Consider the following 12882-nt stretch of genomic DNA (forward strand, 5'->3'; position numbering starts at 1 on the left):
GCAAACAAGAGCTACAACATACGAAGCCGCTATCTGTTCAGATTTCTTAATTAAAGATAGCGCTATCTTCGGCTGGAGAATCCTATGAATACGTATATCCCTGCCCTGGTTGTGATGGGCGTGGCTGGTTGCGGCAAGAGCTGCATTGGTGAGGCCATTGCTCAACGCAGCGGTGGTGTCCTGATCGAAGGTGACCAGTTTCATCCTGCTGCAAACATCGCCAAGATGAGTGCTGGCATTCCGCTCACCGATGAAGACCGCGCCGACTGGCTGACTCGCCTGGGTCAGGAAATGGCTAATGCCGTAAACGCAGGTATCAAGCCCGTTCTCACCTGTTCCGCCCTCAAACAGAAGTACCGTGACAAGCTCCGTTCCGCCGTTCCAGGCTTGGGCTTTGTATTTCTGAATCTTACCCGTGAAGACGCAGCCGTGCGTGTTGCCAACAGGCCTGGGCATTTCATGCCCGCAAGCCTGGTGGATAGCCAGTTTGCAGCGCTGGAGCCGCCTCTTCAGGAAGACGCGACCCTTGTTGTGGACGCGACACTGCCCATCGAGGTGATCAGCCAGCAGGCGTCCGACTGGTGGAACGATACGTTTGCGGCTGTTAAAAGCGCCTGACCGGCCGGACTCCCGTTAACGCTTCATCTATAACAATAACATGTGAGGCGACATGTCCGGCATGTATGGCTTTGCTCCTTACCTCACCCTCACTGCATGTTGCAGCGAGGGTGTTGACGTTCTGGTAGTCCTCAGGCGTCAGGCGCGCACATGTATGGCTTTCGCTAACGACCAACAACAATAGAAAGTGGCCCACCATGACTGAACCTACTGCGCTCAGCGCCAGTATATTGCTCCTCATAGCAGCAGGCGCTGTAATTCTGTTGCTCCTCCTGATTATGCGATTCAAGGTCCATGCTTTTCTGGCACTTGTGCTGGTGAGCATCCTGACGGCGCTCGCGACGCAGATCCCTTTTGACAAGGTAGTCCCGACACTATTGACCGGCTTTGGTAATACCCTTGCCTCGGTGGCATTGCTGGTTGGCTTGGGCGCCATGATCGGACGTCTTCTAGAGATTACAGGCGGTGCCCAAGTTCTCTCCGACACCCTGATCAATCGCTTCGGTGAACACCGTGCGCCCTTCGCACTTGGCGTAGCATCGCTGCTTTTCGGATTTCCCATCTTCTTTGATGCGGGGCTGATCGTGATGCTGCCGATCATCTTCAGTGTGGCCAAGCGTCTGGGCGGCTCTACGCTGAGCTATGCGTTACCGGCGGCCGGTGCATTCGCCGCCATGCACGCGCTGGTTCCGCCGCACCCAGGCCCGGTTGCTGCCGCAGAACTTCTGGGTGCAAACATCGGTTTGCTGGTTATCGTTGGAGCCATCATCGCACTGCCTACCTGGTATTTTGGCGCTTATCTGTTCGGCCTGTGGTCGGGCAAGAAATTTCATGTTGGTATTCCAGCAAGCTTTTTGACCGATGCTGACCGTGATACGACAGTTACCCCGCCCCGCTTCTCTACCGTACTTGCTATCCTGTTGTTGCCCTTGATCCTGATCTTTCTAGATACCGGCCTGAATACCTTGAGCGTTATGGGTACAGTCGATGGCAAAAGCACATGGGTCCAGTTCCTGCGGATGCTGGGCAAGACGCCAGTGGCCTTGCTGATCACCGTGCTCTTTGCATTGATCGTCTTTAGCGGTCGACACAGCCGTAAGCATCTGGAAAAAGTATGTGACGGCGCACTCGGCCCTATCTGCTCCATCGTACTGGTGACGGGCGCAGGTGGCATGTTTGGTGGTGTGCTGCGTACAAGTGGCATTGGCGACGCACTGTCTCAGATGCTGGCAGATACCGGACTTCCGGTAATCGTTGCGGCCTTTGTGATCTCGGCGGCGCTACGGGTAGCCCAAGGTTCGGCAACCGTTGCCCTCACAACCGCAGCCGCACTCATGGCACCAACCGTAGCCGCAACCGGTGGACTGAGCCAGTTCGATCTGTGCTTTATCGTCGTAGCGATTGCCGGCGGCGCTACTGTGCTCTCACATGTAAACGACTCTGGCTTCTGGCTGGTGGGTCGCTTCCTTGATATGGACGAAAAAACCACGCTCAAGACCTGGACCGTGATGGAAACGCTCATTGGTACTATCGCTTTCGTGTTGGCCTGGATAGGCAGCCTGATACTCTGACAGAGCGTAAAACCGGACAGGTGAGCAACCACCTGTCCGGAAGACTATCCCAGTATTGTCGTAAAGCCTTACTGCGCGTAAATCTCGATAATGCTGCCCAACAAGCGGTGCAAGTCGTCCCGATGCCCTGAGCGCGCAGCCGAGGCGCTACCATCTGAGGTCATGACGACTGTCAGCTTCTGGCGGGGCACGATATACAGCATCTGCCCACCGAATCCCCAGCCGTAATACACCTCCTGGTTCGCGATTCGCGCAACAAACCAGCCATATCCATAACCATCCCCGGTATAGCGTGAGTAGGTACGAACCTGCCAGGATTCTTCTACCCAACGGGATGAGATCAGACGGCGACCGTCCTGGGTTACACCCTTCCTCCGGTACAGTTCGCCAAATGCCAGCAATGATCGTGGGCTCATGGCCATTTCGTTACCACCGATATAGACACCCTGCGGATCGCGACTCCAGCTGGTAATGGCAAAACCATCAAGAGGTTTCAGCCAGAGTTGGGCCAGCTGCAAGGTCGAGCGCCCGGTTTGTCGGGTCAAAATAGCCGAAAGCAGGTGAGTTGAGCCGGTGGAGTAGATCATGGGACCACCAGGGTCGTTTTCAAAAGGACGCGCCAGGGCAGCTTTCACCCAGTTTCTGCTAGCAACCCAGGCGCCATAGTTCGGCCCTGAAGTAGACGCCAGTCCCGCCTGCATGGACATGAGATTACCAATCGTAATGTCCTTCAGCCGCGGATCCGGTTTTGCCGGAAGGTCTTCTGACAACAGCGGAGCGATTGTTTGATCAGTCCCTTTGAGAATCCCCTTGTCAATGGCGATACCGATCAGCGCTGATACCACCAGCTTGGAGGCAGATTTGATATTGGTGGGTGTAGTTGTGCGGTGCCCTCGATAACCGCGCTCAGCCATCACCTGCCCATCGTGACTGACAATCACCGTTTCCAGCGGCCCAAGTGCTTGAGCATCATCCAGCACTTGGGACAAGTTGGGATTGGCAGAGGCGCTGATAGACACCCAGCACAAGGCAATAAGCCCCATAGACCTAAAATGTGCCAAACGCCGAACAAGCGGAAGGATCGGAGGCATGACCAGAACCACACTGACCTGAATGACAAATCCGACCGTCATTGACGGACAAACATGCCCTTCAACTCGTTACGTAGCATTTCATTCAGGCGTTATATAAGAGTGGAAAACCTTGTGAAGCCTGAACCATCCAGTCAGCTAATTACACTTGGAAGACGCTGACTCGATCCGCTAGCTGACTTGCCAGGCCAGCAAGCTGACGACTGGCATCAGCGATATGTTGTGAGCCTTTTGAGGTTTCCAGGCTTGCCCCGTGAATACGGTTGATATTGGTGCTTACCTCTTCTGCCACCACGCTCTGCTGTGCAGACGCTGAGGCAATCTGAGTGTTCATGCTGTTGATTGCGCCTACCTCACGGCTTATACCTTGAAGCGCGGCAACAGCATCCGTTGTCAGCACCTCGGTGTCACGCGCCATGCTTCGGCTTAACTGCATTTCCTTGGCAGCGGTAGCCGTGCCTTCCTGTAGGGTTGCAATCATGCTTTCAATTTCGCGGGTGGATTCCTGAGTGCGCGTGGCGAGTGAGCGTACCTCATCGGCTACCACTGCAAAGCCTCGTCCATGTTCTCCCGCCCGTGCTGCCTCGATTGCCGCATTGAGTGCCAGCAAGTTGGTCTGCTCAGCCACTGACTTAATGACAGCCACGATTTTCTCGATATCTGCACTGTTGGTAGATACCATCTGTACCGTATTGGTGGCTTGCTCCATAGTTCTAACCAATGCCTGAACCGCCTTGCCTGCATCGACGATCAGCGTATTACCCTGCTCTACCTGTTCATCCGCATTGCCTGTTGCCTGGGCTGCGGAGGCTGCATAGTCTGCAACCTCACCCACCTTCGTTGTCATTTCGTTGACCGCAGCGGTCATCTGTTCAGCCTGGGCCGATTGCAGGTCGGTCTGCCGCTGGTTCTCCTGAGCGGTCTCCAGTAACTGCTCGGATGCTGCCGCAACAGTAGCAGCCGCCTCACGAACCTGCTGTATGGTCTCAGCCAAGTGTATGGTCGTGGCTCCTAGTGCCCCCATGACGCTTTCGGGATAACGTGTGACTGGAATGGCATCCAGCTTACCCTGAGCCATGCGATGGATGGCTGCAGCCACATCGGTTGGCTCTGCCCCCAGCGTCATTTTCATCTGGCGGATAATGACCCAGGAAATAATTACGCTAAATACAATGGCAACGGCACAGGTGATCAGCATGAGCCAGCGAAAACTGCCGGCAATATCTTTTACCTGATCAAGGTGCGCATTGACATAGAACTCTTCATGGTCAATCAATGCATTGATCCGCTTTAGCCACTCAACGTATGCAGGCGACACCTGTTCAAGCAGGAACACGCGAGCCTCCTCAAACTGGCCAGCTTGTCGCAGCCTCAGTAGCTGATCAGTCAGTGGTAATGCTCGTTGCTCAATCTCCTTAATTGCAACCAGCAAGGCTTGCTCTGCTGGCGTTGAGTCCTGCGCAGCAAAAAGTTGATCCATAGGTTGAGCTGACTGTTGATAGAAAGCCTTGAGCCGCTCGATATCACTCAACCGATTAAACAGTGCCGACGTATCGTGAATAAGCACAGCATCCCGAATCGCGATAGCGCGGTCATGAACGCTTCCACGAAAATTGATGGCGTACCGTTGTTTCAGACTAGCGCCCTGGCTGATTGAAGTAAGCGTGCCGTCAATTACGCCTACCCGTTGAACACCAATCAGTGTAATCAACAGCATGAGCGCTAGAACCAAGCCAAAGCCAAGACCTAGGCGCGTAGCCATGGTCATACGGGTATGCATACGAAGCCTCGAAAGAAAAATTAAAGGTGACATAGGTCACACTTTATATTTTAGTTATTGGGATAACAATTACTGCAACACAAATTTATGCCATGAGGTGATGGATGGCTATTTTTAAAGGAAAGACGGGACGTTGCTTTTTGAAGAATTCATACAACTCAATGAAATGTAGGAGCGCTATAACGCGTGATGGCCCGGTTTTGAACTCTCCCCTCTCCATCATGGGTGACCAGTTATTATTTACTTTGGTCTGTGTTATGAGGTTGGAGATGGTTTCATAATCTTTTTTAAGGGCTGGTATTACTTAACAATTATGCTCATGAGTCGGAGCGCTTAAAGATTTTTGGTTAAGCTGAAGTCACGGAGCAGTGGTATTTGCGTCAGTCCCGCATGGCTCGTTTCAACAGAAGCGCTCTTAGTGCTGGCTGCGTGCACTTCCCAAGGGCCGCTTCTCGGTAAGACTGATGTCTAGGTGACTCTAAAACTCACCAAGTCGAGAATCTCATCGGCTTTGCGACATTCGTAACAACAAAATCAGGGCTTAGTATTATCCTTCACTATATGGTACTGGCTCAGTTGCTACGGCGAGACATGCTCACGTTCCGCCGCTCGCGGCTTATCCGTATCAGCATACTTGCCCATATGGTATTGATCGTCGTGCTGGCAAAGGGTCTCTATTTCATAACGTGGTAGCGGTCCTTCATTCGCCCCGCTCGTCATGGCTGAAGTTTGCCGTAATCGACTTGAGCGCATCAAAGATAGCGTCATAAGTGCTGAACAACTTTATCGACGGAAAAATTGCTGGCAAACATACAGCGATCGATCCCAAACACCTCGATCGCTGCCAATACATAGGGTCTGATACTCTCAGGTGTCCATTGCCAATCCCCATGCCAAGCCCGGACATTTTGCAGGCCACGTTACGCGCCTGGGCAAGCCTTTTCATCGCGGCGCACCAGGACTCAAAGTGTTCTAGACCATCCACCTGCATACCGGTGGGTTCCAGATGATCTGCGTCTCGGGAAAAGCGCTAGCCAGCTCATAGCACTCCTCCATCTGCGGGTAGTAAATCTGCAGGTCAAAGGAAAGATTGCGTGCCCGCAGTTTTTCAAAATCTCGACGCCACACGTTCTCACGAGTTACACCGAGACGTGTCAGGTAGGTTTTGCCGGATCAGCATGATAATTAAGGGGTTGGCAAATACCGCGGAAATTGGGGTATTGCATATGCTCATCGAGCAGCGCCTCGACATGGCAGGCGGACAGGTCCGCATAGTCCATGATCCCGTAGGGAAATCCATGTTCGTCTGCTACACGCTGCAGCCAACACGTCTCACCCGCCGGGTTTTGTGGGTCAAACCCGACATCCAGGTGAACGGATTTGACGATGTTCTGGTTGCAGCCATCCCCCAGAAAGTCCGGGCCACGGTAGCTGGTACAGAGGACAGAATAGTCTCCAAAGACGCTTGGTTTTACGCCCTTGTGGAGCCAGGGATAGTAATGCTTATCCAGATCTTACAGATGATGGTGTGCATCAATGATCGGCAAGTCGCTCATTGTTATTCTCCTTCGGAAGCCGGTCCTAGATTCAGATGCAGCTTCTTGATTACCACAGCCGACAGGGTCGGCTGTGGTGACTGTAGTTAAAGAGATGCCTTCAGCATGCGTTTGAGCGCGGCACTTATGTCGGCACGGCAGGTGTCGGAACGCTGGCCAGGAAGACGGTCAAACCCGTGGAATACGCCCGGGTAAACATGAAGCTCCAGTGGCACACCTGCACGCGAAAGCCGCATACCGTACTGCACGTCTTCTTCGAGGAAAAGATCCAGCGCGCCTACTGCCATGAACGTAGTCGGCAGACCGGACAGGTCATCAGCCAATGCGGGCGAGAAGTAACCCATCTGGCTGGCGCTTAGTTCATATGCGCCTTGCATGCATTTCCAGGCAAACTGGTTATCTTCTGGCGTCCAGTAGAATTTTCCCGTACTCGAATTCAACAGAGGTGCCTCAGCCGTACCGGTTCGGTAGTCCAACATGGGATAGATCAGCACCTGCCCAGCGAGAGGATAACGGCCTCTGTCGCGTGCCAGGAGCGCCAGTGCAGCGGCAAGTCCTCCGCCAGCACTATGCCCCATCACTAATACTCGATGCCTGTCGATCTGGAGTGTATCGGCTTGCTTGAAAAGCCATTCCAGACCGGCATAACAGTCCTCCAGCGGCCCAGGAAACGGCGTTTCAGGCGCAAGGCGATAATCAACGCCAACGACTACTGCACCCAATGTTTGGGCAAGCTCAGTCAGGTAATCGTCAACCATGGCCGTGTCGCCAACGACGAAACCACCTCCATGCAGGTACAAAATGGCCGGTCGGTTAGTGTGCAGCTTGGATTCAGGTCGATAAACACATAGCTGAAGACTGATGCCTAAACTCGGACCTGGAATGGCAACTGGGTCATAACCGGGAAATGTCGCGCTCGGGTAACCGGCTCGCAGGCGATCGCGAATCGCGGGTAGCGCTTCTTGGGTCCACGGCTCACCGGGTGGCTGGGCATAGGCCAGATAGTCAGGATCAACTAAAGCATGAGTCTTCATAAGGGAGCATATCGGTCAGGGATTGCAGGAAGACAGAATGACAAGGTAAGGATCAGTGATCCGCACCTTGTCGCTTCGACTATAGCCAACCCTTGATCTGCGCTGCGACCGCCTGGGTGGAGATCCCGTAGCGATCATGCAGAGTGGGCAGCGCGCCAGCATCGAGAAACGCATCCGGCAGCGCGATCTGCCTGAACGTCGGCGTCACACCGTTGCGCAGGAGCAGGCTGGCGACCGCCTCCCCCAGACCACCCATGATGGAATGGTTTTCCACTGTTACCACAAGCCGCCCCGGCTTTCGGGCCTCCGCCAGGATGGTTTGTTCATCGAGTGGTTTGATCGTTGGTACATGAAGGATGGACGCGTCGATACCGTCTGCACGGAGCTGATCAGCCGCCTCCACTGCACGCATGGTCATGAGTCCTGTCGAGATGATCAACACATCCTTGCCTGGACAGAGCGTCTTGGCCTTGCCGATTTCGAACTTATAGTCGAATCGATCCAGCACGAGCGGTACATTGCCACGCAGCAGACGCATATATACCGGGCCATTATGGGCTGCGATAGCGGGTACAGCCTGCTCAATCTCCAATGCATCACACGGATCGATGACCATCAGATTAGGCATGGCACGGAAGATCGCCAGGTCATCAGTGGCCTGATGGCTCGGGCCATAACCTGTGGTGAGCCCTGGCAAGGCACATACGATCTTGACGTTGAGATTTTCCTCGGCGATGGCCATGCAGATGAAATCATACGCGCGGCGGGAGGCGAATACGGCATAGGTGGTCGCGAATGGCGTGAAACCCTCACGGGCCATTCCTGCAGCGGCGCTCATCAGAAGCTGCTCGGCCATGCCCATCTGATAGAATCGATCTGGATGCGCCTTGGCAAAGATATGTAGATCCGTGTACTTCGCAAGGTCAGCCGAGAGCCCGACGATGTCCTTGCGTTGCTCGGCCAACGCCGCCAATGCATGACCAAAGGGGGCCGGGCGTGTAGGTTGGCCCTCGCTGGCAATGGATGCGATCATCGCCGATGTAGTCAGGCGCTTCTTGGCCGGTGCGGCCGTTACAGTTGCAGAGGTTGGCGTATTCATCAGACTCTCCCGACTTCAAGGGCTTCCAGGGCTTTTTCCCATTCATCCTCGTCCACCCGAATGAAATGGGTCTTGTCACGTGTTTCCAGGAACGGCACGCCCTTACCCATTCGTGTGTCGCAAATGATGACGCGAGGCTGGGGGCCGGAGTGTTGCCTGGCATTATCGAACGCTATTACCAACGCACCGAGATCGTTACCGTCGACCCGTTGCGTGTACCAGCCGAAGGCCTGCCAGCGATCGACAATCGGCTCGAACGCCAGGATCTCACTGGAACGCCCGTCGGCTTGTTGGTTGTTTACATCGATCACGGCAATCAGGTTATCGAGCTTCCAGTGGGACGCCGACATTGCTGCCTCCCAGGTAGAGCCCTCATTTAGTTCGCCATCAGAAAGCAGGTTGTAAACAAACGCCTCGGAGTGCTTGCGCTTGAGGCCCAGGCACGCCCCTACGGCAATCCCTAAGCCATGTCCCAGAGAGCCGCCTGTGATTTCCATACCGGGGGTGTAGGCAGCCATGCCGGACATCGGCAGACGGCTGTCATCGGTACCATAGGTTTCCAGTTCATCAAGGGGAACGATGCCCGCCTCGATCAGTGCGGCGTAAAGCGCAATGGCGTAATGACCGATAGACAGGTAGAAACGGTCACGCCCTTCCCACTCGGGGTTTTCCGGCTGATAACGCATTGCATGGAAGTAAGACGCGGCGAGCAGATCGGCTGCCCCCAATGCCTGACCGATATAGCCCTGACCCTGCACCTGCCCCATGCGTAAGGCATGGCGGCGAATGTTGTAGGCGCGCTCCGCGAGATCGAGCGCGCCTGTCGGAGCAGATTGTGTTTGCATGGTATGACTCCTTGCTTGAACTCAACGATTGACCAGGGCAGCAGGAATACGGAAGACCAACAGGGCCCCGAATGCCAGCACACCGGTAATGAGGTACATGCCAATCGCACTGGAGCCTGTAGACGTGGTGATCCAGCCGATCAGATAAGGTGAGCAGAAGCCCGCCAGGTTGGCGAAGCTATTGACGGCTGCAATGCCGGCAGCAGCCGAAACACCGCCTAGTAGATTGGTAGGCAGCATCCAGAACAGTGAGGAGGCAGAAAGGATACCGGCAGCAGCGAGGCAAAGGCTCAGGATGGAGGCGCTGATATGTCCACCCAGCAGCGCGGCGAGTGTCAGACCTGTCGCACCGGCCACCATGGGAACAGCCAGATGCCAACGACGCTCACGATGTCGATCCCCGCTTCGGCCGGCCAGCAGCATCGCCACAATGGCGCAGCAGTACGGCAAACTCGTCAGCAGGCCGATATGCAGGGGGTCAGCGATACCGGCGTTGCGCACCAGGGTGGGTAGCCAGAACGTGATTGCATACTGGCCCATCACCACACAAAAGTAGATGGATGCCAACAGCCAAAGCCGACGATCACGGATAAACGCACCTGCCGAGGCATGGGTGACCTTGTGCTGCTCATCTTCAGCCAGTTCGCTGCTGATCAGTTTCTTTTCGTCGTCATCCAGCCAATGGGCATCCTTGACGCCATCCTTCAGGTAACTCAGTACCAGCAAACCGACCACAACGGTAGGAACGGCTTCGATCAGAAACATCCACTGCCAACCGGCCCAACCGTGCACGCCAGCGAAACGCTCCATGATCCAGCCGGACAGCGGGCCGCCTACCATGCCGGACAATGGAATGGCGATAAACCACAGTACCGTCATCTTGGCGCGGCGGTAGGACGGGAACCAATACGTGAGGTAAAGCAGCAGGCCTGGAGCTAGCCCTGCCTCGGCAATGCCCAGCAAGAAGCGAAGCACATAGAACTGCCATGCCGTTTCGACAAAGGCAAACAGGGCTGAGATGATGCCCCAGGTAATCATGATCCGGGCGATCCAGCGCCGGGCCCCCACCCTGTGCAGAATGATGTTGCTTGGGACTTCGCACAGGAAGTAACCGATGAAAAACATCCCAGCGCCCAGCCCATAGACCGCCTCGCTCAAGGCCAGGTCATTCATCATCTGGAGCTTGGCAAACCCGACGTTCACCCGATCCAGGTAGGCGCAATGATAGCAGAGCATTAGAAAAGGCATCAGCCGCCAGGCTGTCTTGCGATAGGCGTTTGAACGCGCGGTCGCAACCGCGTCGAGGGTAAGTGTCGTCATGGTGTCTGATCTCTTGTTCTTATAGTGGCCGGACGAGTTTTCAGAGACTCGCCGGAACGTCAGAGGCAGCACGAGGGACGAGCCACCCGCAGGCTCGTCCTTGAAACGTCAGTGAATCAGCATCCCGCCATTCACATCCAGTGTGGTGCCGGTCAGGTAACCGGAGAGATCGCTGGCCAGGAACAACGCAGCATTGGCGACATCCTTGGCTTCGCCCAAACGACCCAGCGGAATGCCTTCGATGATGGCGTGACGGCGCTCGTCATGCATCAGACCACCCGTAATGTCGGTTTGGATAAGCCCGGGCGTAATGGAGTTGACGCGTACGTTGTCTGGTCCTAGTTCACGTGCCATCGCCTTGGCCAGACCCAGCACCCCTGCCTTGGCAGCGCTGTAATGCGGACCGCCAAAAATACCGCCGCCGCGCTGGGCCGAGACGGATGACAGGCACACGATACTGCCAGACTTTTGCTGGCGCATGGCAGGAATAACCGCCTGGGACATTAGGAGCGTACCGCGCAGGCTAACGTCCAGCACCTTATCGTAGTCCTGACGCTGGATATCCAATGTCTTGAGAGGCTGAGTAATACCGGCATTGTTTATCAGAATATCGATACGACCATACTGCTCCAGCACTTTGGCTACCGCATGCTTGACCTGAGCTTCATTCGCTACGTTAGCGGCAAGCCCCAAGTGTTCGGTACCCAGGGACGCCGCAGCAGCAGCCGAGGCGGCCTCATCCAGATCGAGAATAACGACGCGGGCACCGTGCTCAGCAAAGGTTCTAGCAGTAGCTCTGCCGATACCGCGTTCTGAAGCTGCACCGGTGATAATGGCGATCTTGCCTTCGAGTAGCATAGGACTGCTCCTGAATTATTTTTATGGATTCGGCTCAAGGCGGGCCGTTATGTGCAGATTCCTTGGTTCGCAGTGCGCTGGCAATCCTGAAAAAGTCACTCTATGCTGAAAAAAATTCAGCATAGAGCGTTGGCACGCTTCAGTATTCACAGGAGGGAACAGACATAATGCCCAGCGAAGGAAACCGCCTATTATCGCTTCCGCCCTTTAAGGCCATCCAAGCCTTTGAAATGGCAGCGCGCCTGGGTAACGTTGCTAGGGCGGCCGAACAACTGGATCTAACGCCTTCCGCGGTCAGTCATCAGATCGCCAATCTGGAAACGTTAATTGGCCGTCCGTTGTTTCGGCGGACAGCCAAAGGCGTGACGCTAACGCCCTGTGGCGAGCAATACCTGAGGGACGTATCTGGAGTCCTCGATACGCTTGCAACAGCCACCCAACGGGCCAGCAGTGATCTCAGTCAGGATTGCCTGCGCCTGCACTCCTCACCTAGCTTCGGACTGCTTTGGTTACTGCCTCGCCTCGAAGCCTTTCAAGCCAGCCATCCTGACATACAGATCAACCTGTCATGCTCCTACGAGGCGCTACATTTCAGCCGGGACAAGGTCGATCTGGATATCCGCCACGGCGTACCCAACTGGAATACGCTCGAAGTACGAACGATTCGCCATGAGCATGTAGCCGTCATGGCTTCTCCAGCACTGCTGCAGAAACAGCCGATAGCGGCTCCTCACGATTTGCTGACATGCAATCTGATTCTGTCTGAGGCAACCCTGGTCCAATGGCCTCAATGGTTTGCCCAACAAGGTCTTTCACTTCCCGAGGCTCCGTTTTCACTAAGCTTTGACCGTTCCTACATGACACTCGAAGCGGCCAGCCATGGATTGGGTTTCGCACTGGAAAGCACCCTGCTGGCACGTGAATATCTGGAACAGGGCAAGCTCGTCTCGGTATTTGGTGCTGAATTCTGTAGCCCGGTCAGCGCACACCATCTGGTATTTCCCCGCAGCCACTCGGACTTTCCTCGTGTTAGGCGCTTTCTCGCCTGGCTGCAGCAGGAGCTTGGTCATGACTTCAGCTACTAGATGAGCAGGGTTATGAAATCCACCT

At 55.0% G+C, this 12882-nt stretch carries 11 protein-coding genes and 2 pseudogenes; 3 read left to right on the plus strand and 10 right to left on the minus strand.

Annotation, left to right across the window (positions count from 1 at the left end):
- The first annotated feature begins 84 nt into the window (after nucleotides 1–84).
- A complete protein-coding gene (locus tag EAW52_RS19835; protein ID WP_122043707.1) occupies nucleotides 85–618 on the plus strand; it encodes a gluconokinase in 534 nt (177 codons plus the stop codon).
- 197 nt (nucleotides 619–815) lie between these two features.
- Nucleotides 816–2189, plus strand: a complete 1374-nt coding sequence (locus EAW52_RS19840) for a GntP family permease (protein ID WP_122043708.1) — start codon at nucleotides 816–818, stop codon at nucleotides 2187–2189.
- A gap of 68 nt (nucleotides 2190–2257) precedes the next feature.
- Here the strand turns inward: EAW52_RS19840 and EAW52_RS19845 are convergent, their stop codons facing one another.
- From EAW52_RS19845 to EAW52_RS19880, 10 genes and pseudogenes are all read right to left on the minus strand, one after another.
- Nucleotides 2258–3322, minus strand: coding sequence for a serine hydrolase (locus EAW52_RS19845; protein WP_122043709.1), 1065 nt, complete (start codon nucleotides 3320–3322; stop codon nucleotides 2258–2260).
- A gap of 100 nt (nucleotides 3323–3422) precedes the next feature.
- Nucleotides 3423–3944 (minus strand): annotated as a pseudogene (locus EAW52_RS26895) (methyl-accepting chemotaxis protein); the annotation flags it as partial.
- Between the two features lie 609 nt (nucleotides 3945–4553).
- Nucleotides 4554–5093 (minus strand): annotated as a pseudogene (locus tag EAW52_RS26900) (MCP four helix bundle domain-containing protein); the annotation flags it as partial.
- A gap of 731 nt (nucleotides 5094–5824) precedes the next feature.
- Nucleotides 5825–5974 (minus strand): amidohydrolase family protein, encoded by a 150-nt coding sequence (locus EAW52_RS26905; RefSeq protein ID WP_218567946.1) that lies wholly within the window; start codon nucleotides 5972–5974, stop codon nucleotides 5825–5827.
- 240 nt (nucleotides 5975–6214) lie between these two features.
- Nucleotides 6215–6340, minus strand: coding sequence for a hypothetical protein (locus EAW52_RS26445; protein WP_256680643.1), 126 nt, complete (start codon nucleotides 6338–6340; stop codon nucleotides 6215–6217).
- Nucleotides 6341–6702: 362 nt separating this feature from the next.
- On the minus strand, nucleotides 6703–7650 hold the full coding sequence (locus EAW52_RS19860) for an alpha/beta hydrolase (protein ID WP_122043711.1): 948 nt from the start codon (nucleotides 7648–7650) through the stop codon (nucleotides 6703–6705).
- 79 nt (nucleotides 7651–7729) lie between these two features.
- Entirely contained in the window at nucleotides 7730–8749 is a 1020-nt protein-coding gene (locus tag EAW52_RS19865) for a transketolase family protein (RefSeq protein WP_122043712.1), read from the minus strand.
- Nucleotides 8749–9594: a transketolase gene (locus EAW52_RS19870; protein ID WP_122043713.1), complete on the minus strand. Its 846-nt coding sequence runs from the start codon at nucleotides 9592–9594 to the stop codon at nucleotides 8749–8751. The genes EAW52_RS19865 and EAW52_RS19870 overlap by 1 nt, the downstream gene beginning before the upstream one ends.
- 21 nt (nucleotides 9595–9615) lie before the next feature.
- On the minus strand, nucleotides 9616–10914 hold the full coding sequence (locus EAW52_RS19875; RefSeq protein ID WP_122043714.1) for an MFS transporter: 1299 nt from the start codon (nucleotides 10912–10914) through the stop codon (nucleotides 9616–9618).
- A gap of 108 nt (nucleotides 10915–11022) precedes the next feature.
- Entirely contained in the window at nucleotides 11023–11772 is a 750-nt protein-coding gene (locus tag EAW52_RS19880) for an SDR family NAD(P)-dependent oxidoreductase (protein ID WP_019364260.1), read from the minus strand.
- Between the two features lie 167 nt (nucleotides 11773–11939).
- Here EAW52_RS19880 and EAW52_RS19885 point away from each other — a divergent pair, with 167 nt between their 5' ends.
- On the plus strand, nucleotides 11940–12857 hold the full coding sequence (locus EAW52_RS19885) for a LysR substrate-binding domain-containing protein (protein ID WP_026003744.1): 918 nt from the start codon (nucleotides 11940–11942) through the stop codon (nucleotides 12855–12857).
- Nucleotides 12858–12882 lie beyond the last annotated feature (25 nt).

The sequence above is a fragment of the Pseudomonas sp. LTJR-52 genome (genome assembly GCF_003691465.1).
In the GTDB taxonomy this organism is placed as follows: domain Bacteria; phylum Pseudomonadota; class Gammaproteobacteria; order Pseudomonadales; family Pseudomonadaceae; genus Chryseomonas; species Chryseomonas luteola.